Annotated in this window: 21 protein-coding genes; 12 read left to right on the top strand and 9 right to left on the bottom strand. The window is 35.5% G+C overall.

The window, feature by feature from the left end; genetic code table 11:
• Window positions 1–511 precede the first annotated feature (511 nt).
• The gene (locus VB776_RS04250) at window positions 512–1804 is read left to right on the top strand and encodes a tyrosine-type recombinase/integrase (RefSeq protein ID WP_323326351.1); all 1293 of its coding nucleotides are present in this window, start codon (window positions 512–514) and stop codon (window positions 1802–1804) included.
• A 32-nt stretch (window positions 1805–1836) separates the two neighbouring features.
• Here the strand turns inward: VB776_RS04250 and VB776_RS04245 are convergent, their stop codons facing one another.
• The 3 genes from VB776_RS04245 to VB776_RS04235 all read right to left on the bottom strand — a co-directional run bounded on the left by VB776_RS04245 (window position 1837) and on the right by VB776_RS04235 (window position 4095).
• Window positions 1837–3033 (bottom strand): hypothetical protein, encoded by a 1197-nt coding sequence (locus tag VB776_RS04245; protein WP_323326349.1) that lies wholly within the window; start codon window positions 3031–3033, stop codon window positions 1837–1839.
• A gap of 8 nt (window positions 3034–3041) precedes the next feature.
• The gene (locus VB776_RS04240; protein WP_323326347.1) at window positions 3042–3416 is read right to left on the bottom strand and encodes a hypothetical protein; all 375 of its coding nucleotides are present in this window, start codon (window positions 3414–3416) and stop codon (window positions 3042–3044) included.
• Between the two features lie 271 nt (window positions 3417–3687).
• Window positions 3688–4095 (bottom strand): hypothetical protein, encoded by a 408-nt coding sequence (locus tag VB776_RS04235; RefSeq protein ID WP_323326345.1) that lies wholly within the window; start codon window positions 4093–4095, stop codon window positions 3688–3690.
• Window positions 4096–4504: 409 nt separating this feature from the next.
• Between VB776_RS04235 and VB776_RS04230 the strand changes: the two genes are divergently transcribed.
• From VB776_RS04230 to VB776_RS04210, 5 genes are all read left to right on the top strand, one after another.
• On the top strand, window positions 4505–4705 hold the full coding sequence (locus tag VB776_RS04230) for a helix-turn-helix domain-containing protein (protein ID WP_323326343.1): 201 nt from the start codon (window positions 4505–4507) through the stop codon (window positions 4703–4705).
• A 74-nt stretch (window positions 4706–4779) separates the two neighbouring features.
• Window positions 4780–5697: a toprim domain-containing protein gene (locus VB776_RS04225; RefSeq protein WP_323326341.1), complete on the top strand. Its 918-nt coding sequence runs from the start codon at window positions 4780–4782 to the stop codon at window positions 5695–5697.
• Window positions 5698–5707: 10 nt separating this feature from the next.
• Window positions 5708–6184, top strand: a complete 477-nt coding sequence (locus VB776_RS04220) for a JAB domain-containing protein (protein ID WP_323326339.1) — start codon at window positions 5708–5710, stop codon at window positions 6182–6184.
• Between the two features lie 251 nt (window positions 6185–6435).
• Entirely contained in the window at window positions 6436–7407 is a 972-nt protein-coding gene (locus tag VB776_RS04215; protein WP_323326337.1) for an ArdC family protein, read from the top strand.
• Window positions 7408–7687: 280 nt separating this feature from the next.
• A complete protein-coding gene (locus VB776_RS04210) occupies window positions 7688–7855 on the top strand; it encodes a hypothetical protein (RefSeq protein WP_323326335.1) in 168 nt (55 codons plus the stop codon).
• A gap of 535 nt (window positions 7856–8390) precedes the next feature.
• On the opposite strand, the gene VB776_RS04205 is transcribed toward VB776_RS04210, so the two are convergent.
• On the bottom strand, window positions 8391–9248 hold the full coding sequence (locus VB776_RS04205; protein WP_323326333.1) for a hypothetical protein: 858 nt from the start codon (window positions 9246–9248) through the stop codon (window positions 8391–8393).
• Between the two features lie 992 nt (window positions 9249–10240).
• Here VB776_RS04205 and VB776_RS04200 point away from each other — a divergent pair.
• The 3 genes from VB776_RS04200 to lysS all read left to right on the top strand — a co-directional run bounded on the left by VB776_RS04200 (window position 10241) and on the right by lysS (window position 14335).
• Window positions 10241–11407, top strand: a complete 1167-nt coding sequence (locus VB776_RS04200; protein WP_323326331.1) for a hypothetical protein — start codon at window positions 10241–10243, stop codon at window positions 11405–11407.
• 86 nt (window positions 11408–11493) lie between these two features.
• The gene (locus VB776_RS04195) at window positions 11494–12183 is read left to right on the top strand and encodes a peptidoglycan DD-metalloendopeptidase family protein (protein ID WP_323326329.1); all 690 of its coding nucleotides are present in this window, start codon (window positions 11494–11496) and stop codon (window positions 12181–12183) included.
• A gap of 7 nt (window positions 12184–12190) precedes the next feature.
• Entirely contained in the window at window positions 12191–14335 is a 2145-nt protein-coding gene (lysS, locus tag VB776_RS04190; protein ID WP_323326327.1) for a lysine--tRNA ligase, read from the top strand.
• Between the two features lie 318 nt (window positions 14336–14653).
• Here lysS and VB776_RS04185 read toward each other — a convergent pair whose 3' ends face one another.
• The 3 genes from VB776_RS04185 to VB776_RS04175 all read right to left on the bottom strand — a co-directional run bounded on the left by VB776_RS04185 (window position 14654) and on the right by VB776_RS04175 (window position 16940).
• On the bottom strand, window positions 14654–15604 hold the full coding sequence (locus tag VB776_RS04185; protein WP_323326325.1) for a nucleotidyl transferase AbiEii/AbiGii toxin family protein: 951 nt from the start codon (window positions 15602–15604) through the stop codon (window positions 14654–14656).
• The gene (locus VB776_RS04180; protein WP_323326323.1) at window positions 15594–16190 is read right to left on the bottom strand and encodes a hypothetical protein; all 597 of its coding nucleotides are present in this window, start codon (window positions 16188–16190) and stop codon (window positions 15594–15596) included. The genes VB776_RS04185 and VB776_RS04180 overlap by 11 nt, the downstream gene beginning before the upstream one ends.
• Window positions 16191–16559: 369 nt before the next feature.
• Window positions 16560–16940: a helix-turn-helix domain-containing protein gene (locus VB776_RS04175; RefSeq protein WP_323326322.1), complete on the bottom strand. Its 381-nt coding sequence runs from the start codon at window positions 16938–16940 to the stop codon at window positions 16560–16562.
• A 147-nt stretch (window positions 16941–17087) separates the two neighbouring features.
• On the opposite strand from VB776_RS04175, the gene VB776_RS04170 reads away from it, so the two are divergent.
• Genes VB776_RS04170 through VB776_RS04160 form a run of 3 tightly spaced genes read left to right on the top strand, consistent with a single transcriptional unit; the run spans window position 17088 to window position 19076 of the window.
• The gene (locus tag VB776_RS04170; RefSeq protein ID WP_323326320.1) at window positions 17088–17279 is read left to right on the top strand and encodes a hypothetical protein; all 192 of its coding nucleotides are present in this window, start codon (window positions 17088–17090) and stop codon (window positions 17277–17279) included.
• Window positions 17227–18570, top strand: coding sequence for a radical SAM/SPASM domain-containing protein (locus VB776_RS04165; protein ID WP_323326318.1), 1344 nt, complete (start codon window positions 17227–17229; stop codon window positions 18568–18570). Before VB776_RS04170 ends, VB776_RS04165 begins: the two co-directional genes overlap by 53 nt.
• 35 nt (window positions 18571–18605) lie before the next feature.
• Entirely contained in the window at window positions 18606–19076 is a 471-nt protein-coding gene (locus tag VB776_RS04160; protein WP_323326316.1) for a hypothetical protein, read from the top strand.
• A 102-nt stretch (window positions 19077–19178) separates the two neighbouring features.
• On the opposite strand, the gene VB776_RS04155 is transcribed toward VB776_RS04160, so the two are convergent.
• Together VB776_RS04155 and mobF are read right to left on the bottom strand one after the other, a co-directional pair.
• Window positions 19179–19577: a hypothetical protein gene (locus VB776_RS04155; protein ID WP_323326314.1), complete on the bottom strand. Its 399-nt coding sequence runs from the start codon at window positions 19575–19577 to the stop codon at window positions 19179–19181.
• A complete protein-coding gene (gene mobF / locus VB776_RS04150; protein ID WP_323326312.1) occupies window positions 19561–22314 on the bottom strand; it encodes a MobF family relaxase in 2754 nt (917 codons plus the stop codon). The genes VB776_RS04155 and mobF overlap by 17 nt, the downstream gene beginning before the upstream one ends.
• Between the last annotated feature and the right edge of the window lie 111 nt (window positions 22315–22425).

Below are 22425 nucleotides of genomic sequence, written 5' to 3'. Positions count from 1 at the left end.
GTTGGATAAGAACATCTGAATGAGGCCTGTAAGTCTTAAAACTTGGCTTATTGCGCAAAAAGTAAAGAAGGTACAGGTAGCATCCTTGTTTAAGAAATCATAAGTTTGTCCGAATCTTGATTTTTTGGGTGTTGGTCTTTTCAAATCGCCCATGGTTGGCAAAATAGAGCTGAATGTTTTAACAGCTATGGATATAAATTAATCAGCGTTTTTGCGGCAATGGTGCGGCAATGGCTAATTTAGGTGAGTTGTATTTTTTTATTTAAGTGTTTATTTTAATTGGTTGCGGGGGCAGGATTTGAACCTGCGGCCTTCAGGTTATGAGTCATATTTTTCAAGTTATTGCCATCATTAATTGGTGTTATTTGTCATTAAGAATCAAAACTATAATTGACATTCTGGCTTACTCCATTCTAACCTAAATTACTCCTTTTTGCGGCAATGGTGCGGCAATGGAAATGGCACAAACTCTATCCATATTACGCTTACATCAAATTTCGTGAGACTCTGAATGACCAAATCAAATGAACTGAATTTTACAGTCAAAGTGATAGAAGAGCTTTATGTACCTAACAAAGGAATAGCCACATACAAAGACTTAAAAGAGAAGGGGCTTAGTATTTATGTCACTGCCAATGGCGTTAAAACATTTTTTGTTCGTAAAAGAGTAAAAGGAAGAGATGAAAGAATAATTATTGGAAAATTCCCAGATGTTACGATCGAGCAAGCGAGAAAACGGGCATTATCATTAAAAGGATTGATAGCTTCAAATATTGACCCTTTAGCTGAAGAAAGAAAAGAACGTCAGAATAGAAAATCTTTTGGCGAGCATTTCAGCGAATATCTGGAGCGATACAGCAAGGTTCATAAGAAGTCATGGTTATATGACGAACGAGAAGTAAAGAAGTTTCTTACACATTGGTTCAAACGTCAATTATCAGATATTCAAAAAAGTGATGTCCAGCGAATGCACGAAAAGATATTTCGTGAAAATGGTTTGTATCAAGCAAACCGAATGTTAGAACGTGTAAGAGGGATTTTTAATAAAGCAATTGAATGGGGATGGGAAGGAACTAATCCTGCCATTGGAATTAAAAAATATAAGGAGAAGAGTAGGGATAGGTTTATTCAACCTGCCGAGATGCCCTGTTTATTGAAGTCACTTGAAGAAGAGACAAATCAGACAGCAAAGGACTATTTCTTTATTTTGCTTTTAACAGGTGTTCGTAGGACAAATACTCTGATGATGAAGTGGTCAGAAATTAATTGGGAACGCAAAGAGTGGAGAATTCCAGATACCAAAAATGGTGTGCCAGTCACAGTTCCTTTAACGGAAAGAGCTTTGGATATTTTGAGTAAAAGAAAAAAGGTTTGTCAAAGTGAGTGGGTATTCCCGAGCGAAACAGATAATCAGAAACACCTTATTAATTTTAAAAGGGCTTGGAAAAGAACGCTTCAAAAAGCAACCATATATTATTGGTTACAAGAAGAACAAATAGCACCACTAATCAATATTGAAAAATTAAAGCTGTCTTCTTATGAAGCTGTCGATAATTTTTATAATCAAATAATCATCGACAGTAAGAAGCAAAAAATAGAACTTCCAATTGGCTTAATGGATATTCATCTACACGATATTCGTAGGACTTTCGGTAGTTACCAAGCCATCACAGGAGCAAGTTTACAAATTATAGGAAAAAGCTTGGGGCATAAATCCCCACAATCAACACAAGTTTACGCCCGTCTCAATCTTGACCCAGTTAGGGCTTCAATAGAAAAGGCTGTTGACGCAATGTTTATATAGCCCAATCATCTAATAATCATTTATTTATTTTTTTATATGGGTACTAGGCCATGTAAATTAGCCACATACTTATCGCCTGTATTTGAACTATCTATTGTTGATAATAAAAAGTGTTCAAATATTTCTAAATTATTTAGAATTAGTTCATCGTGAGATTTACTGCTGTCTTTCTTCCTAGTAATCTTATTATTTACTATATCATACCTAATAGCAGAATTTCTTGCCTCATAAATAGGAGTAGAAGTGATAACTGTTGCTGTATGCCCGCTATCAAACAATTTTTTTAAAAGTGCTGGTGCTATTTGTGAGCCAGTACCAATAATCATAATATGAAATGGTCTTCCAACTTTCCTAAGCAAGTTTATCAGTTCATCTGTTTTTTCCATGACTGTTCCAAGAATTCTTGTTGATGAAAAATCTCTTGAAATGGTTTTAACTTGGGGATTACTAATTAACCATTGACTCCACCGTTCCAGTTCTAATAAATCATTATCTCTCCAATAAATATTCGGTATAGTATGTAATCTTGAATGATTTAATTCATCAATAATTTTATGATGTCTCATCAGCATTGCAACATTATGAGCTTGAGGGGTTCTTGTTTTTATGTCTGTTAAATTTGAAAGGGAGTAAGTCGCCCCAGTTCCTATGGAGAACCCTGCATTCTTCAATTGACTAAATGCTTTTAGCCTTTCATCTACTCCCATTCCCCATAAATTTTCCAAGAACCTATCTTGACCGTTCAAAACTGCTAAAATAGTACAATTGGAATCTACTTTAAGGTAATCTCTAGTAAGAGTTTCTGTATGATAATGCGAACTTAGCTTTGCTGCTTTTTTCTTGGGCTTTGTAAATAATGTATTCATGTCTGCAGCAACCCAACTAATAGGCAATGTATCACCTTTATACATGTTGGAAGAGATTGGTACAAACAATGGAATTTTATCAAAACCATTCGCATTAATGGACACCTCGTTAATGAACTTTCCTTCATCAATATAATCCTCAAATTTAAGGCTTGTATTTTCTGATGTAGCTTCCTTTCTATCTCGGCATATTAAATAACATTCACCGCATTTGTATCTTCTTCCACTTTTTTGTGGATAAGCACATCCACAAGGAGCAGTATCACAACCTCCACATCCTAAAAATACTTTACACTGAGATGTGCAAGTATTAAACAATCCACCGAAATCATTCAGCATCGCTCTTTTGTTTGTAGAACTCATTATTCTTATTAGTTAGGAAACTTTATTTGAACTCGGATAACAACTTTAATTATTTTATCAAGACTAATCGAGATAATACGACCTTTATTTTTATTAGCCATCATCAGTAAAGGTGTGTAGTTAGAAGGTATATCTCCAATTTTATCCTTATTAGAGAAAGCCTCATAAATGTTATTTTTTAAGATAAGCTCAACATTATCATAAACATTAACTTTATGAGCTATTAAAAAGTCGATGTTTTCCAGTTCGATATTAACGTCATGAACTTCGTTGACATTTGATGAGTTATCAAGTTCGAAAAGAATGGAACTTCTTTTGCTGATTTGCACAGTAGGGGCTTGATTTTTAAGTTTTGTAGCACCTTTCTTAGACGGGTTTCCCATGGTTAAAATATTTAGTTTATCAATTGTTTTAAAGTTAAATTTCAGATTTCTGCATAAAGAGATTTTATGAGAAAGGCTGAATATTTAAGAGAAACTAAATTTCCTGAAACCAAGAAAAAAATGTAAATTTGAAAACAAAAGGATTCCCGTAACAAAATTTTAAATTGTTAAGGCTCACAGCGTCGCAAACAAGTGATTTATCCGTTAAGCGAATACTGCCAGGTATTCGCTTTTTTGTTTTTATTTTATATTTAATTCAGATTCCTGAAATTCATTCTTCATGCGTTTCTTCTTTTATTGTTTTATCTCTTATTTTATCTTTCTTTCTTTTTCGGAGTATATATAAATCTTTTCCTTCATATACATCTTTTGTAATATCAAATGCTATTGTATACTTATCATACTCTAATTTCATTGTATCAAATAGTGTACTAAGATTAATAAAAAAATACTCTCCAGATTTTGACACTTTTATTGCTCCAGCTTCTTCTTTATCTGAAGTTACAAAAAAAATATCTTTTTTTTCTTTTGCATCTTTGTCTAAAGCAATTCTAAAGTATGTACTTTCATTAATATTCATATACTTCACAGCTTCTCTATTTAAACCAAGCTTCCCCGTTATATGTATTGTTGCTTTTGGCTTTGATGCAGTATTTATTTCAATAAAATCTAAATTCATGATGTTTATATTTTAAATAAATTTATTGTATTTTTCATTTCAATACTAACTACATGTACAGCAACGAACAAATATCCTATTTAGTTCTTTTGTGATACATTTTTTTTAATTTATTTTCAACACTTGTATATCTCACATTAATTTATAAGATTTTTAAATGCGTATCAATACTTGAATTTCATTTTAAAATTACTGAAATCTCTTGCTAATTCCTTGCACCATTACAATGCAATTAATTTTGTTTTCATTGCACTTCTTTGCTATTTCTTGTCTTCCCCAAGTTTATCATTCATTAATCAATCTTCGATTGTATTGACTCATTAGAATGAATTCCTTTATCAATCCGTCAGTATCAGAAACGTTCTGATATTCCTGATGCTGATTATTTATTCATTAGAAGGGAAGTTGAATGCCTGACAAATCAATCCCAATTCTTGAACCATTACTCGACCGAAAAGCAGCAGCCAATTATCTACGAGTGACCGTTGGAACATTAGCCGTTTGGGATTGTACCAAACGCTATGACCTTCAACCGCTCAAAGTCGGAAGGTCGGTCAGATACCGTCTTTCATCATTGAATGAATTTATAGAACGACAGCTTTGTCGTTAAAGGGCGGGTAAGAAAAGTTCTGCGAAAACTCTTCTTACCCTAGCTCAATATCACTGTTCTCTTAGAGGGTCACAATGAATATAGAACTGGCTAAACATATACCTATTTCCGAAATATTGGGCAAGCTTAATATTTTACCAAAGAAAATAAGCAAGAAAGAATATTGCTATTTATCTCCTCTCAGGATTGAGAAAACCCCCAGCTTCTTTGTAAATATTCAGCATAATCTCTGGTATGACCATGGCTTGGGTATTGGAGGCGACTTGATTTCTTTTGGTCGCTATTATCTGGAAAGCAGAAATGAAGGCCATACCACTTCAGATGCACTTCGATGGATTAAAAATATATATCAGTACCAGTACACGCCTGATATTTCTTTCATTCCTGAAGTGCAAGCAGAGAATAATCAGGAAGAAGATTCTTCTCTCATCCTAAAATCTAAAAAATCAATCAACCATTTAGGGCTGATTCATTATCTTGAAAAAAGGGGTATTCCCCTCAATCTGGCAAAGCAATTTCTCAAAGAACTTCATGTTCAGAACAAGAGAACGAACAAAAGTTTTTATGCTTTGGGTTTTCCGAATGAAGAAGGTGGCTTTGAATTGAGGAACCCTTTTTTCAAGGGCTGTTTAAGACCCAAAGCGATTTCTTTCATTCGTGGCACAACTCCCAAACCTGATGGCATCCATCTTTTTGAAGGGTTCATGGATTACCTATCGGTTGTTTCCCAACTCAACGGCAAGAGAATCAAAGGAGACACCATTGTTCTTAATTCTCTTTCCTGCATAAAGCAGGCTTTGCCCTACATCCAGAATTACGGTTATCGCTTTTACTATACTTGGTTTGATAACGACAATGCCGGCACGAAAGGGAGTGAAATTCTTGCAGAATTTCTCAAAGCAGAATCTTCACTCAAACAAGTCAAAATGAATAAAGTCTATCAAGCTCACAAAGACGTAAATGCTTGGCACATGCAAACATTAGGATTGTAGGAGTACAATAATGAGCAAAAAAAATACGGCGGTTCAATTATTCAAAGTAGCTGAAATTGAATTGGTATATCGAAGCAAAATTAAAGCTCAAGATAGACCTTTAGTAACACATTCATTTGAAGCTTATGAAATCTTGCGAGGCACTTGGGATGATAACAAAATTGAACTTTTAGAGCAGTTCAAAATAATGTTGCTTGATAGAAAAAACTCCTGCTTGGGTATCACTGAAATCGCAAGTGGTGGAACAGACTTTTGTCCTATCGACCCTAGATTGATTTTCATGACGGCTTTGAAAGCAAATGCTTCTGCAATCGTCCTTGCACATAACCATCCTTCTGGCAATTTGAAGGAAAGCAAATCAGATATTGAGCTAACAAAGAGAGTTATTCAAGCGGGGGATCTTCTGGGAATAAGAGTGCTCGACCACCTCATTATTACCGCTGATGGATATGCCTCTTTTGAAGATAAATTACTCATGCCTAGGTGAGATTGGTTTCATTTAGTCTGATAGCGCTTCATAGTTTTTCCTCCTTTTTTCTGCTTGGTTTTGATATTCATTATCAATTCTTCGTGATGAAAGTAAGGATTTAAGGACGGAGATTTACCTGAAGCGCTCATTCCTCCAACAATAATTTTCGCCTGCTTCGCATTCCCCGCCCAACCAAAATTCTTGCTGGTTCATTCGCTTTAACTTCAGGTCTATCAATCCCCGTCATCCTTACTTACGGAGAATTGAAAATGAATGCTTCTACAAGAAAACCAAACAGAAAACCTTCAAAACGCTTATCAAAGGAGGCTAAGTTGACTAATGAAACCCTAGCTCAAAATGATATTTATGCAAGAGTGACCAATAAAATCCTTGCAGATTTAGAAAAAGGAAATCTCACATGGCGTAAACCTTGGGACTCAGAACATCTTGCTGGACAAATCACTCGTCCCCTTCGTTGGAATAATATTCCTTACACAGGTATCAATACGCTGATGCTTTGGGAGACTGCCGCAGAAAAAGGCTATATTTATCCGCACTGGATGACATTCAAACAAGCAATTGACATGAAAGCAACGGTAAGAAAAGGAGAGAAGGGGACTCAAGTTGTCTATGCCGACCATATATTCAAAGAAGATGAAGCAGAAGGTGAATCCAAAGTTACCAAAATTCCTTTCTTGAAATCTTATACAGTATTTAATGTTGCCCAAATAGAGGGCTTACCAGAAGCATTCTATCAAATTCCAGAACCTGTCATCACTAATTCGCAACAGCGTATCCAAGAGCTTGAAACCTTTTTTGCCCAAACTAAAGCCGATATTTATACTGGCAAAAAGGCTTCTTACAACCAAGGTTCGGATAATATTCAAATGCCGCCGTTTGAAAGTTTTATTGATGCTCCCAGCTATTATGCAACTTTAGCACATGAGCTTACCCATTGGACGAAACATCCCAAGCGTCTAAATCGTGATTTGGGACGCAAACATCATGCTGATGAAGGCTATGCAAAAGAAGAGCTTGTGGCCGAATTGGGAGCCTGTTTTCTGGCAGCAGATTTAGGTTTTGAACCTATACCAGTAGAGGAGCATTCTGCTTATATCCAGTCATGGCTGAAAGTCCTGAAAGACGATAAGCGATTCATCTTCTCAGCAGCATCCCATGCACAAAAGGCTGTTGAATACATTCACAGTTTGCAAACACAGGAGAATTTTACTCCTTCTTGAGGGAGTAATTTAGGGTTTAGCGTTTGATTAGTCTATCAAATTAACTATTTCTTCTGTCGGTTGAATGAATGATAGAAGCATAGCTTCAACGGCTGTGACGACGCTTATCCCTCCTTTTATTGCATAAAAGGCTCTAACGACTTCTGAAAAAAATAGATAGCGAGCTACGATTTTTTTCCTTCGGGGAGCTTTCACCTCCTTATGAGCTTTTTAGCTTCTGTCATCAACAACAAAGAAAGGAGATTTGATGATGTCTAACCAAAAGGAAACCAACCCTAAAATGCCAACCCATACAGTTTACTTTGTAAAACACAATGGAGAAGATGCAAAAGCTGAATGGATTAAAGCTGGCGTAGCATGGGAACATACCGATGGAGAAGGGCTTAATCTTTCGCTCGACAGTCTGGGACAAAAAGTTACCCTGACGGTTCGTAAGAATAAAGCCTAAAACATTAAATCTAATCTGGTCAGGGGAAACCTTGACCAGATTTTTTTGCTGAAATAACTTTATATGTTTACAATCGCTCAATGACAGCTTCTATTTTGGCTAATAAGCTATCGAAGTCTGGTTGCCCTTGATAATAAAGAGCTTCTGTTTGTTTATATCGTCTTCTAAAGCTTTCTCGTAAATCTGGGTCACGCAGCAAGAATGCTTCATTTTCTTGAATTGGTATTTCAAAGTCAACTTTGGGAAAGCGTGCTTCTTTGATCTTTCAAAAGCCAATAAAATTCAAAACTATATCAAGACAAAGAATCGGGTGTGTAACGACTATTTAAAAAAGATTAGTTGATTGATATAACACGGTGTGAAAAGTAACGTTAACCTAACCCTGTAGATTTTTACATTCTAACAACGGACGGCAAGAGCATATAGCCCACAAACATTAAAACCTCGATTTGGGTTGTATTAAATTTCAATTAGCCTTTAGTAATCAAAAATAGAAAATCCATAATAAAAGTAAGATGTTATTTAATCATAGATTTTACATGTCGAGGAATTTTCCTATTCTTCCTTTTGAACTATAGGTAGGTAATATTTCATATGGCATAGAATTTAGTCCATTGAAGTATTCCCATACTGACCTATTAAGACTAGAATCATGTTCTTCAAAACTTCGAGCGAATAATTTTTCTTGTGCAGGAATTCTCTCAAACAGAATAGGTCCGAAATATAAATTATTAGACGCATTCATATAATAACCCGTAAATACTTCACCAATATTGGAGTTACCTGTACCAATATCTATTATCACACGAAGATCTTTTTCTCTTGTTTCGCTGATATGAAGATCCAAAAAAAGATATCTATTATTTTTTGTATAATAATGACCACTATAATGTTGCATACCTACAGTTTCACCACCGTGGTTTTTTGTAGCTAGTACAGTTGCATATGAGAATTGATTAAAAAAGACCATATCACGTGTAATAAACATCACTTTTTGCTCTGGAGTTTTACTAAAATAATATTCATGTGAGTACATATACCAGTAACTTCCTACTAATAAATCACTTTTGACATCACTTTGGCTACCAAGCATATAACGTTTAAGGTGCGAACTTTCTCCAATGTATTCAAGCATTAAAAAAACCCTATAGGTAGTTCGAACCATTGGAACACCTGTTTCAATTTCCTTAACTAAATCACTTAAAAAGCTTGGATAATAATTCTGATTAGCAAATTCATCTGCTATCGGCATTAGTGTTTGTTTGGCAACCTCAGCAGATCTATTAGCTCGTCTATATTTATTTAAATAACTAATAATATTTATTTCAACATCTTGTTTCGCCTTATTTTCATACTTGGCGATAAGCTTGATGAACATATCAACTGCTTCCACTCGGTTAAAAACACATTTCTCCATATCAAAGTATATTTTTTACAAAAAGTATATTTTTCTACAAAATAAATTTTTTTTTACGAAACCCTCTAGCATTCAGATTTTATCATTCTTTGTATAGAAAAAAAGAACCCAAATTAAGTATGATCAAGTGCATAAGACAGAAAATTATATCGGTCGATATACAACTTTGTGAGTTCTTCTCGCATTTGATCGAAATTTTGAATAGCTATGACTTTTTCTATCTTCTCAAGCATGTCGTATGTACTATCAAGATAGCCGCCAGATATGCTTGCGTAAAAATTCTGATTCTTAAACAGCTCCCATGTTTCAACTGTCGGAACCATCTCTGTCATGTGTTCAAGTTCACAGACAGGTTTGAGCACTTGATTATAAGCCTGACTCATTACAAATTTACTCCTAACATATTATAGATTATTACACATCTTATACCATGTTGCACAGTATTCGTCAATATTTTTCTACATCCTTTTGAACTATAACAAATTGCTAAGGGAAAGTTACAGACAGAATTGGGTTCACATAAATATTAAATTATCTTATGTTATTTAACTTCTATTGAATGACCAGATGAAATCAAACATAAAAGCAAAGGAAATATCAAAATACTGATGCGTTCTTTTGGGAGCAAAATTAATCAAACTGTTATGGACTATAATGAATACTCGTGATTCAGCACCCTAAATTAAGTCCATTAAAGAAAGGGGAAAAGTCAAGATGGCTTTAAATTAAATTGCTGATAACAAGAACGTTGTCTTGTTTTTTTTTTGGGGGGGGGCTTTTGAAAATATGCCCTAAGCAATAAGTATTTATTGAGGTTTAAAAAATAATTTAATGGCATAAAAAAATAAAGCTCGTCATAATGATATGTCAAGGTATTGCGAACCTAAGACAAAGAGCAAAAAAAGCTGTTCATCGAAGTGGGTTACGTCACCCCTCTTCTTAAACCATAAAATAACAAAAACGAAAAGATGGTAGTAATTAAACAGAATGGCGTTGGAACGATAGAAAATCGTCAAACGAATACAAAAACTTCGCACCAATACGAAGTTCTTCCTCCAAGTACTTTACCAATCTACAAAGTCAAGCAAGAGGAAAAGTTAAAATTCAAAGAATTAGTTGACTTTTGCGTCGAAAAATACCCTAACGAGGATAATCATGAATTTCTATGCTACTCACCATATCTGGCATACGAATATTTGAAGGGAACAGAATTATTTGAAAAAATAAATTCTTTCAGATATGGTTGGGGATATTTTGATTTTGGAGCACTAAAAATTGTAGGATTGTTTGATGTTAATCAAGTTGAACTTGGAGGAACTCCTAGTGACTATGATAAAGAATCTTATTCAAAATCAAAATGGTATAGATTTTCACAAGTTTTAATTCATGGTATCCTAAATACTGTTGTCATGAATTATTTATATCAGCGTCCAGGAACTGTACACTCTATTATTCAGCGTCATGGTATGGAGAACACTGAAACAAGTTCTGGAATAGTGAAGCTTTCTAAACATAATGAAGATAACCTTCTTAAGTCTTCTGCTGATTTTATAACTTTTGGGTTTTTGAGAAATTTTGAATGTACATCTTCCATTCTGACTTCAATTCGATCAATTCCTGATATTTATGATAAGTGGTATTTCGATATTCTTTTCGATGGGAAGTTTAAGTACCCCGCAGATGGGAATTATAATCCACAACCAGTTTATGATGGTGGCGGTATTTTGTACGGAAACCGACAATACCCGAAAATACGATTTGATCCAACGGAGCAATTGAAAGATTTTGTCGGGCATACTCCAATTCAAAGAGAAGCATTAATGGCATTAGATAAAGACTTAGAATCGGTTAAGGTAGAGGACATTCCAGAAGCTGGGGATATTTATCTGATAAATAATAAAATTGTCCTTCATTATCGTGCACAAGTGAATGTAGGCTTAACACCAGACAAACAACCATGTGAGCGTAGATGGATGCTGAGAACTTTATCTGTTGAATCATTTGGATATATGCAAGGGTTCGCTCATCCAGAGAATCCAAGATTAATTATAGAAAAAGGTTGTGGACATATTTATTCATCAAATGAACTTAGAGATTTTGATTTAAGAAATCCAGTTCTTAAGAATATTGATTAGGCAAAGTATTGTTTTCTATTCTATGATGATTATTTCATAGAATAGAAAATATTTAAAATGATTTCATCATAAAAAATTGATATACTATGGAACCCAATTTTGAAGCTTATAAACATCTATTAGATGATAGCTCTTTCCGAAATATTAAAGTTAAAACACATAGTCTTTTCGCTTATTCGAAATATGAGCATGTGAATCTTGATATTGAATCGACGAAAAATCTAGATATAAACAACTTATCGGAAGTAAACACATTTGTATTTAATCAAATTCCTAAAGGCTATATTGGTTTTGGGGGGTATTTAGAAAATAGAAATATTTATCATCGTGGGGATACAACTAGCGATTATCAAATCGAAGGAGAACCAAGAACGATTCATTTAGCTCTTGATTTTTGGACTTTAACTAATACTCCCGTGTATTCTGTTTTAAATGGCAATATTCATTCTTTTAGTTTTAACCCAGCTAAAGGACAATTTGGGGGGTGTATAATAACAGAACACTTTATTGGAGAAAGGTTTTATTTACTTTATGGACACTTATCTGCAAAATCTATTCAAAGATTTAAAATTGGTCAAAAAATTTCTGCTGGAGAACTTATAGGTTTTATTGGGGATGAAAATGAAAATGGACAATGGCCCCCACATTTACATTTTCAACTAATTAAAGATATTGGAAATTTCAGAGGAGATTATTTTGGTGTGGCAGCAAAGTCGCAGTTAACATTTTTTAAATTGAATTGTCCAAATCCGAACCTTATTCTAAACATCGAATAAAATGATAATGAACATAACAAAATTAACAGTTGATTCTGCTTTTGAAATTTTAAAAGAGATGGTTACAAATGACGGTCTTCGTAAACATTGTTTAGCAGTAGCAAGAGTAATGGAAGCAGTAGCAAAGGCAAATAATGAAGATGAGTCTAAATTTTTTATTGCAGGCATTTTACATGATAGTGACTGGGAATTATGGCCCGAAAAACACCCTCAGGTAATTGTTGATAAACTCAACAATTTGGGGGAAAATGAAATAGCATATGCGATTTCCTCACATGGTACAGAATTTAATGTAGAGCAGAAATCATTAATGGATAGAAGCTTAATAGCTGCAGATGAAATTACAGGGTTGATAATGGCTGTTTCAAAACTGCGTCCTGATGGATTATCTAGCCTTACCACATCTTCAGTTATTAAAAAATTTAGAGATACTAAATTCGCAGCTGGTGTTTCAAGAAATGAAATCAATATGGCAATGAAAATTCTAGGTGTAAAGCTTGAACCGTGGATTCAGTTTATTATTGATTCACTTAAACCATTTTCTGAAGAGTTAGGATTACCCAAAGTAGAAACAAATTTAAACAATGCAGTGTTTCCAGAAATGATTAAAGCTGTTTCTAATGAGAGTGGTGATAGCAAAACTATTAAAAAAAGACTATCAGATGAACAAATTATTAGAATTCAAAAACGTGAAAATTTAAATAACCTCGGTATAGACCCTTATCCTGGGAGTACTTATCCCGTTGATACTTACTCTGTAGATGTTTTGGCTTCTCATAAGTCTATTGGAGAAGATGTATGTATGGCTGGAAGGCTAATGTCAATACGCAATCAAGGGAAAGTCTGTTTTGCAGAATTACAAGATTCTAAGGGAAAACTTCAATTGTATTTTTCAAAAGATATTTTGGAAGACGATTATAAGATATTTAAAACCTTAATAGATAGAGGGGATTTTATCGGAGTCGTTGGAAAAATATTTTTAACAAAAACAAATGAACTTACAATTGAAGTAAAAAAGTTTACGTGTATTACAAAAGCACTTAGACCATTACCCTCAGTAAAATCTGCAAAGAATAATTTGGGAGAGAATGAGATATTTGATTCCTTTAGTGACCCTGAGTTACGTTTTAGACAACGCTATGTGGATTTAATCATCAATCCACATGTGAGAGAAATTTTCATTAAAAGAACTAGAATAGTTGATATAATTCGAACACTTTGGAACTCAAAAGGCTGGTATGAAGCACAAACACCAATTTTACAAGCAATTTATGGTGGAGCTTCGGCACGCCCTTTTATAACCCATCATAATGCTTTAGATATGCCCATGTATTTACGTATTGCTAATGAGTTATACCTTAAAAGATTGCTTGTCGGTGGATTCGAAGGTGTTTATGAATTTAGTGTAGATTTTAGAAACGAGGGGATGGACAAAACTCATAACCCAGAGTTTCAGCAGGTTGAACTCTATGTTTCTTATAAAGATTACAATTGGATGATGGATTTAGTTGAAGAAACAATAGAAAAAGTATGTATGGAAATCAACTGTACAACTGAAATTGAGATTTGGGGGAATCAGGTTTCTTTTAAAAAGCCGTGGAGAAGAGTATCAATTAGGGATTTGATTTTTGAAAAAAACGAAATAGATATTTACCAACATAACGAACAGTCTTTAAGAGAGGAAATTATTAAAAAAGGAGTGCCCATTGAAGGAATTCAAGGAATTATTGGCAAGGGAAAATTAATTGACGAACTTTTTAGTGAAACAGTAGAAAAATTTTTAATACAACCAACCTTTGTTACTGATTACCCTGTAGAGTTATCGCCATTAGCAAAAAGAAACCCACATGATTATTCATTAACTCACCGTTTTGAAGCATATTGCGTTGGTAAAGAGTTCGCAAACGCTTTTAGTGAATTAAATGACCCTATTGATCAACGAGAGCGATTTGAGGAACAGTTAAGGTTGGCAACAAGGGGGGACAAAGAGGCTATGAATGAAATGGATGAAGACTTTTTGAGAGCTTTAGAATATGGAATGCCAAGTGCAGCGGGTTTAGGTTTGGGAATAGATAGACTTACAATGTTAATGACAAATCAATCGTCTATTCAAGAAGTTATTCTGTTTCCAATGATGAGACCTGAAAATTGAACGCACTTTTTGACTAAGTAAATATGTGCAAAAATAATTAATATAATGTTTAGCTAGGCTTTCATGGCTGGATTGACCACAGAAGAACAGAGCACAATTCAACTTTTCATCAATTGACTTTGGGGACTGAACGGCCTGCACAAATTGTTGATGTGCGATAGAATATCTATATCTTCGGAGAAGGGCTTAATCTATCGCTTGACAGTCTGGGACAAAAAGTTGCCCTGACGGTTCGTAAGAACAAAGCCTGATAAATTAAAATCTAATCTGGTCAGGGGAAACCTTGACCAGATTTTTTGCTGAAATAACTTTATATGTTTACAATCGCTCAATGACAGCTTCTAATTTGGCTAATAAGCTATCGAAGTCTGGTTGTCCTTTATAATAAAGAGCTTCTGTTTGTTTATACCGCTTTCTAAAGCTTTCTCGTAAATCTGGGTCACGCAGCAAGAATGCTTCATTTTCTTGAATCGGTATTTCAAAATCAACTTTGGGAAAGCGTGCTTCTTTGTGTGAGAGGTATTCTTGCGTACCGATGAACGCTTGAACCTGCTCTAAATCCAGAAGGTGAGCAACATCATAGTATTGTCGCAAGAGATTTTGCTTTGGTCTTCCATCCTGTTGCTCCTGTCTGAATTTTGTGGCAATCGTTTGTAGTTTCTCTACGAAAGTATAGCCAGCATGATAGCAGGTAATATCAATCGCCCTGTTATCCACAATTTTGATAAGGCTATCGGCTTTATCGTATGCCCACGAGCTAATGGTAATTGGTTGATTAGGGGTCACATTATCAAAGCCTACTTCGAGCAAAATACCTTCTTTGAGTCCTTCTACCTTTGAAGTCTTACTATCATAGTAAAGCCTGATACCACCACTGCGATAATGTACAGTGTCATCAAATTCGGTATCTCTTTCAATAGCTGTAATCCCATCTATTGCAATATGAGAAGCAAGCCAGTCATAGAAATCCTTTCTTGCTTCGGCATTCTTTGGATTTGTATTTTTAGGGTTAGGATTGATTTTAAATTCAGCAGGTGGCTGGATATGAATATCAATGTCCTCAGAGAAACGATGAATGATATTATATCCCTTGGAAAGAGAAGTTCCTCCTTTCAATTCAAAAGTAAATCCATTCTTTGTCAGTCCATAGAGGACGTGCATTATCCAATAGTCTTTTTCAATCAGTGCGGCTTGAATGCCTGTTTCCTCTTCAAGAGTACTGAGCAAGTCAACAAAGTTTCGGTGATGGTGCAAATATTTAGATGGCATAAGCTGTATTGGACTCTGCTGATAAAAGCTTTCCTAAAAGTTTTCTTGTTCTAACACTACCATAATTTTTAGTAGCTCGTTCTAATTTTTTAACATCAAAGAATTCTCTCTTTGAATAAACCTTCTCTAAGACTTGTTCCTTGTCCTCAGCTAAATTTTCCAAATTATTAACAAGGTCAACAAGTAAAAATTCCTTTGTTACTTTCTTCGGAAAATGGGGCTTTATACAAAAAGAAAAGGTTCTTTTGCCAAGCATAAACTCCCCATGACGCTTATGATTATACACAACACGCTTATTATAGAGCTGGGTAGTGCCAACGCCTAAAGTATTATAGAGGTTGGGGGACATCAATAAAAAACGGTCATCTTTTAGAAACTGATGAACTAAGATTTCTTCATCAGGTGGCGTTTGCCCAAAAACTGTTTTCTTTTGGCAGTAATAAAGTCCCTGTGACAGCTTTTGAAGCACATTGCTTTCTACAAGTGCTTGGATATGACGATCCACAGATTTAGACCATTGTGCCAAATCTGCTCGACGATAAACCTCTCCAGGCTTTAAATGGGCTTTCAGTTCATCAAGTTTCATAACTATTTCCTTCTAACCTATTGTATATGAATTTATCTATTTTTGCAAGATATTTCATTTAAAATTCATGCAAAAATATAGCGTAATTATATATAAAACAAATAGTTATAATTATTTATAGTTTGTATTTAATTATGAGATACTTAAATTCTAACAAGTATTTTGTGAAAAGGGAGTTTATCTGAGTGCTTGAAGTAACGCTAAGTCAGAATCTTTGAATGGAGAGAATAGTTGATACTATTCTCAGAGGAAGTAATGGTTATTTTTCTAAACGGTTTGCTAAAAAAAATTGCAAGCTGAATAAAAATTTTACTTTTAGTGTCTGCATACAATTCCCATCTTTTGATGAAGAATGCTTTTATCCTTAAATTATTTATTCAAAAGCTTCTGTAATAACTCTACCTTTTCTTTTTCAGACTGCAAAAGTCTTTCATAAAGCTTTTTGTTTTCTTCGATTGCTTCAAGCCATTTGTCAATTGGGTTGAAATTGTATTGAACCGAAGCTGCGTTGTCATGATAATTATTATTAGAAACAATATGAATTGCTTTATCGTCTTTAAAATCTTTTATAATATCTTCAGAAACACCTAATGCACCAGATAGTTTCTCCAATGTTGCTTTGTCCAATATTTCTTTTTGTTCAAGCTGAGAAATTGCTTGTTGGCTTAGTCCTAATTTAATAGCTAAGGCATCTTGTTTGATACCCAATATTTCTCGAATACGTTTTACGTTATGACCCTGATGTACCATGTTCTATCAATTAACTGTGATAGGCAAAGATAGATAAAACAAGGGTAGTAAAAAACAATTATTTCACTTGTGAGATACAAGCAAAATAACTGTTTTGAAAGACGATAATGTGGTAATTTTAAGTAGACGTTTAAACTTGACCGTAACATGACAACTTTCACGAATACCCACAGCATTTTATTTGATGACTTCAGTACGCTTGAAAATCTATTAGGAAAAGGGATACTGAAAAGAAAATCTCTCAATGCAAACTGCGATTGTGATGGATATACCTCAACCGAAGAAGATGATGAAATGGATACCCCAAAAAGCACCGCAATTACTTCACAGCCAAATTAACGAAGACTATGCTTTCGTTGTTAATTGTGCCTTTCCTAATTCGTTTCGATTACTGAATAAAGCTCAGTACGAAATTTTAAAAGAGATTGATGGTCAATCTGATGTAAGCAGTATTGCCAGTCTATTTTCTTTAAGCGAGGATGCTCTGGTAGCTTACTTAAATCTTTTAGCACGTACAGAAATTATTCGCTTTGATGAGAGTTTTAGTGAACCTCAAAAGCCTAATAAACCCCAATCTCTAAATTTTTGGATTCATACGACTGATACTTGCAATCTCAGTTGTAGCTATTGCTATATATCAACCCTCAATATCAGCAAAGGTATGGCGGATATTGTAAGGGAACAGTTGATTTATAAACTAATAGAAACTGCAAAGCGTCACAAACTAAAATCAATAAAGTTTCGCTTGGCTGGAGGCGAACCACTCAGTCAATTCAAAAGTTGGAAACAATTTATTCCCTACGCAAAACAGGCTTTGTTGGCAGTAGGCTGTGGCTTAGAAGTATCCTTCATTACTAATCTTACATTGTTGAATGATGATATTACCGATTTTTCTAAAGAATATAACCTGAGTTTTGGCGTGTCTTTGGATGGAGTTGGTGATACGCATGATAAGACCAGAAGATATTTGTCAGGGAAGGGGTCATTTAATGTGGTTGATAGTAATTTGAGAAAGCTGTTGTCACAAAAGATTCCAGTTTCGGTAAACACTGTAATCAATAATCAAAACTTATCTGGCTTGCCAGAATTAACCCATTATCTTATCGCACTTGATGTACCTTTTCGATATTCTATTGTTAAAGGGGAAGACATTGATGCTATTCATTTGGAAAAGTATTTGAATACTTCTTTTTCTATCATGAAAGAAGCAATTCAAGTCGGTTGGAATTTTTCAAAACGCTTTCAATTCTGTGACCTAAAACCCAATGATTTAGGATTTCAGACCTGTGCTTCTGGTTTTTCAGGAGGAGCAATTTACGTTGATGGCACGCTTAAATATTGTCATGTTGAATTTGGGGAGGAAAGCCCTTCATCTTTCACCATCTTCGATGAGCAGAAAGACCTTGTGGAAATGATAGAAATGGGCAAACATAACGAAAATAAGAAATCCGAAGATTGTAAAAAATGTCGATATAAACATATTTGTACCAGTGGATGCCCAGTGTACCGCAAAGATGATAAAGACCCACAGTGTAGTCTTTACCATCAAATTATCCCTTTATATTTTGAGCTTCAAGCCTTGGAACGATTAAAATTGCTTCAAGCCTACCAGCCTGCTATAGTCAATTAAATTCAGTATTTCATTTGACTTAGGGAGTTTGTATCTTGGAGATAATCATTGCTCTGCTCGCATTGTTGGCGACATTCTATCAACTTTATTTACAGCGTGTACACAATGAGAAATCTTTGCGACCATTAGGGCAAATTGATTTTAGAGATAAAGAAAGAACGCTTCGGGTTCGTATCAGTAATAATGGTATTGGTCCGCTCATAATTGAAAAGATAATTTATACCAAAGATGGTAAGAAGTTCGCTGTCATATCAGATTGTTTAACTTTAAATCCGAGAACTTACGCTCATCTTCGGACAAGTGAAAGTTCACGTTCAGTTATTTCTCCATCGTCCAACCTTGTAATTTTTGAAACAACTTTTGATACCGATGAACCAGAAGACCTTATTGATGAAGTAAGAACCCAATTAGCAAGCCTTTCATTGATGGTAATTGGGCGAGATATTTACAATAATAAAATCACTATTAAGCGTGATTTTTCATGGTTTGAGGCAAGGAAAAATTAACAATGATGGGCTCATTTTGGGGCTTGTTTAGTTTGAAAGGGAAGTGAAAATCTTCTGGAAAATAGCATCTCTTTTAAATTTAAATATTTTTAAAATGGTATCTTAATCATTTTTTCTTTCAACCAGAATATCAATTACCACCGACTCAATACCATCCACCACATACCTTTCATCAGTCATGGTGATTACTTTAGGGTTATGGTCAAGAATACTCATAAAAATAGATTCTAAGCCGTACCCTTGCAATTGAACCATAAAAGAAGAAAAATGAAGTAGGATAATATTCTTTTCTCCATTTGCTGAATATTCACCCGATACCAGATAAGCGTAATTGAAAAACATCCGCTTGCCATCAAGCCATACCAGACAAAGGTTACGTGCGTGGCTTGGTGTATGATAAACCTCCATTGATTCATCTTTCTTTGATGGGGCAGGGGTATTAGGCTTTGTCGGGTCACCTTCCCGTATTTGGTCGTAACGTAGTTTATAATCTTGGCTCATAATCTTCGTAATTTGATTTTATTAGCGAATCTTTTTCTAATTGTTTTGTTTTATTTGGCTCTGGGGAAGTGCGGGTCAATTCATCTCTGATTTGATGATGAATCATTTCATCGGTTTGGTTTTGCCTACTGACAAGCTCTATCGCAGATTGTCTTTCACCAAGCTCTGAGGCATGGTGAAGCAATTGCTCTTTATCATCTGTGTAAATGTGAGCACGGTTTCTGGCACGGGATACAGAAACATAGAATTGCTTAGCATCCGTCGCCGGAAAAGTTGATGCTGGCTGAGAGATAAAGATTTCATCCACTGTTTTCCCTTGGGAAGAATGTGATGTAATACAGTGGGCATGATCGATATGTCCATAATTTTTATCAAGTTTATAAGTTCCTTTGCTAATTGCATTGCGTAGCACCATATCTCCTTTTTTACTCACTGAAACCACTTCCAACATTTGCCCATTGTTCAGCCTGTTTTTCTCTTGGTCAAAACCATTGCGGGTAATTCTGATTGTATCACCTTTGGCAATTGCTATTTCACTTTTGGAGAAAATATCGTAATCGCTACTCTTTTGAATAGGAAGCGGAACGGTGTGACCGTTTTCATTCTTAATCACGACTTCATTTTCAGCACTGGATTGCACAGTCCAAAGGCTACCTCTTTTAATTCCAGCACTGTTTTGATTGAACTGGACGATTTGTCCTTTTTCAAAGTTTCTCCAATCACTTTTTTGAGCATCGGTCAAATTAAGACTATTCAATTTTGTCGCTTTGATTTCTTTTTTACCAATCAATCCTTCCGATTTAAGTTTCTTTCGAATGGCTTCGGTAACTTCATCTCCTTGCTGATGGGTTGGCGAAACTACCAAAGCAGATTTACCTTTTTTAATCGCTTCAACATAGTCGCTGACCAACGCTTCATTGGGCTTAAGCGGTGAAACGCTTTTTACTGAACCCATGCTATCAAGCTTTTGAAAAGCATCTTTGATATTGCCTTTGGATAGGTCTTCTACGGCTGAACGATAATATTCATCCTTCTGGCGATAGATTTTACTTACCTCTGCGGTTCTAATACCGCCGACGGTATTCAGAATACGAAGGGCATCCCCTCTGACAACACTTGAATGCTGTCTGGTATCACCACCCAGAATAAGTCTAGCATTTTGTTTGTTGGCTATCTCTAATAATGAAGCCATGTCCTTTGTGCCAAGCAATCCAGCTTCGTCTACCCATAATACTTGATTGGCTAATTGCTTCTGCATATTTTGGTCTGTCAGCAGTTTGGCAACCGTTTCTGCATTTTCAAAGCCTTCCTCTCTCAAAACACCACGAGAAGCTTGTGCAGTCGGGGCAACAACTATTACTTTCTTGCCAGCTTTTTCCATCAAGCCTACGGCTTCTTGCATTAAGGTAGTTTTGCCCGTTCCTGCTGCGCCACGAATGATGGATACCCGATTGGTGGTTGTCAGCACATGGCTAACAGCTTCTGCTTGTTGTCCATTTAATTTAAGTTCAGGTGCTTTTGTATAAAGGGGTTTAAGTTTTCCTTTTCCTTCCTTCGCCAGCTTGACCATCCACTTTTCTTCATTGAGCGTATCATGGGTCGTGCATAGAATTTTAGACTGTTCTTTCACACGAAGAATACGATTATCTTCCTTAAAATGTTTGTCGATTTCATCAATAGAAATGGATTCATCGCCGATGCTATGGCGATAAGCTGATTCCAGCAAACGTCGGTCATGCAACACAGATGCTCGTTCAAAGCCATGTTCAAGGGCATAATCAACACATTGCTTTGAGGTGAGGGCTGTCTTTTCTTTTTCAGGAGCAAAGCGAATATTGCCTTGTTCGCCTTCCTCTTGTCCATTTTTATCCAATTCTTTGATTTGTCGTTTCCATTCCGCTTTTAATTCAGCCATGCTTAAACCCGCTTGTTTTTTAGAACGAGTTCTTGCACCAAGGGCACTGAGTTCATCAACGTCTGTAATACCTTTCTCTTTGGCAATACGACCTATCTCATCCGTGCGTTTTGAAAACAGGGAAATAACATTTTTAGGAACACCTTCCACTTCAAAGGATTTTTCAGTTCTCCTAATTTGATAACCTTGTTTAATCAGTTTATCTGAAAGCCGTTTATGAAACATGGTCTGGTAATAAGGCATATCCCGTTTAATATCCCTAAACTGAGTTGCCTTGATTTGTTTTTCTTGCTCATCCCATGTAGCATTAAAGACAAAGCAATGGGCGTGTAAATGAGGGTCTGGAGCATGACCTTCTACTGGTCTGGCAGTCTGATGGACAAAATCAGCCCATACCAGTTCTTGGGTATCTCTGTCATCGTAAACATTGTTTTTTCGGATACGGGTTTTACTATCCTTTTCAATGTCTTGCATGGTTTCCCTTACGCTTTCGTGAAAAGCATCGAGGATATGACTGTCTTTGGACAGGGAGTGCAAGATGGAAACGGATTTGGGGCAATGAAAATTAATGTCATAGCCTGTCGTCCGTTCCTCTCTTTTTCTGGGGGTCAGTGGAGTGCCATCCGCTGGGTTCACGTTCTCACAGAGGGCAAAAAATGCCTCCTTGGTGGCAATACCGCTAATCCCTAAACGTTCTGCCAATTTTCCCTGAATATGTCCGTTGAGTTCTTGGTCGTTGATATAGTAATCCGACTTTGACAGGGACTCAGAGAAGTAGGCTTTCGCATGAGCAGCCGAGGTGCTTTGAATCATTCTTATCATGCTCAGGGATTTTAAGGATATACTACAACGCTCAGGGAATGTTTCTGTTGATGTTATTGCCTGTTCATCTTGGATAAATCAGATAGTCGTAAAAAGCTGTGCTGAGGGATG

The organism is Arcicella gelida, assembly GCF_034931025.1.
Lineage (GTDB): Bacteria > Bacteroidota > Bacteroidia > Cytophagales > Spirosomataceae > Arcicella > Arcicella gelida.
Note: the sequence above shows the minus strand (reverse complement) of the source record. Positions and strands in the feature narration are given on the sequence as shown.

What these genes read in the sequence shown, in the direction of transcription:
- VB776_RS04250 (WP_323326351.1), top strand. Translation starts at nt 512, where the DNA reads ATGACCAAATCAAATGAACTGAATTTTACAGTCAAAGTGATAGAAGAG.
- VB776_RS04245 (WP_323326349.1), bottom strand. Translation starts at nt 3,033, where the DNA reads ATGAGTTCTACAAACAAAAGAGCGATGCTGAATGATTTCGGTGGATTG.
- VB776_RS04240 (WP_323326347.1), bottom strand. Translation starts at nt 3,416, where the DNA reads ATGGGAAACCCGTCTAAGAAAGGTGCTACAAAACTTAAAAATCAAGCC.
- VB776_RS04235 (WP_323326345.1), bottom strand. Translation starts at nt 4,095, where the DNA reads ATGAATTTAGATTTTATTGAAATAAATACTGCATCAAAGCCAAAAGCA.
- VB776_RS04230 (WP_323326343.1), top strand. Translation starts at nt 4,505, where the DNA reads ATGCCTGACAAATCAATCCCAATTCTTGAACCATTACTCGACCGAAAA.
- VB776_RS04225 (WP_323326341.1), top strand. Translation starts at nt 4,780, where the DNA reads ATGAATATAGAACTGGCTAAACATATACCTATTTCCGAAATATTGGGC.
- VB776_RS04220 (WP_323326339.1), top strand. Translation starts at nt 5,708, where the DNA reads ATGAGCAAAAAAAATACGGCGGTTCAATTATTCAAAGTAGCTGAAATT.
- VB776_RS04215 (WP_323326337.1), top strand. Translation starts at nt 6,436, where the DNA reads ATGAATGCTTCTACAAGAAAACCAAACAGAAAACCTTCAAAACGCTTA.
- VB776_RS04210 (WP_323326335.1), top strand. Translation starts at nt 7,688, where the DNA reads ATGCCAACCCATACAGTTTACTTTGTAAAACACAATGGAGAAGATGCA.
- VB776_RS04200 (WP_323326331.1), top strand. Translation starts at nt 10,241, where the DNA reads ATGGTAGTAATTAAACAGAATGGCGTTGGAACGATAGAAAATCGTCAA.
- VB776_RS04195 (WP_323326329.1), top strand. Translation starts at nt 11,494, where the DNA reads ATGGAACCCAATTTTGAAGCTTATAAACATCTATTAGATGATAGCTCT.
- lysS (WP_323326327.1), top strand. Translation starts at nt 12,191, where the DNA reads ATGAACATAACAAAATTAACAGTTGATTCTGCTTTTGAAATTTTAAAA.
- VB776_RS04185 (WP_323326325.1), bottom strand. Translation starts at nt 15,604, where the DNA reads ATGCCATCTAAATATTTGCACCATCACCGAAACTTTGTTGACTTGCTC.
- VB776_RS04180 (WP_323326323.1), bottom strand. Translation starts at nt 16,190, where the DNA reads ATGAAACTTGATGAACTGAAAGCCCATTTAAAGCCTGGAGAGGTTTAT.
- VB776_RS04175 (WP_323326322.1), bottom strand. Translation starts at nt 16,940, where the DNA reads ATGGTACATCAGGGTCATAACGTAAAACGTATTCGAGAAATATTGGGT.
- VB776_RS04170 (WP_323326320.1), top strand. Translation starts at nt 17,088, where the DNA reads ATGACAACTTTCACGAATACCCACAGCATTTTATTTGATGACTTCAGT.
- VB776_RS04165 (WP_323326318.1), top strand. Translation starts at nt 17,227, where the DNA reads ATGATGAAATGGATACCCCAAAAAGCACCGCAATTACTTCACAGCCAA.
- VB776_RS04155 (WP_323326314.1), bottom strand. Translation starts at nt 19,577, where the DNA reads ATGAGCCAAGATTATAAACTACGTTACGACCAAATACGGGAAGGTGAC.
- mobF (WP_323326312.1), bottom strand. Translation starts at nt 22,314, where the DNA reads ATGATAAGAATGATTCAAAGCACCTCGGCTGCTCATGCGAAAGCCTAC.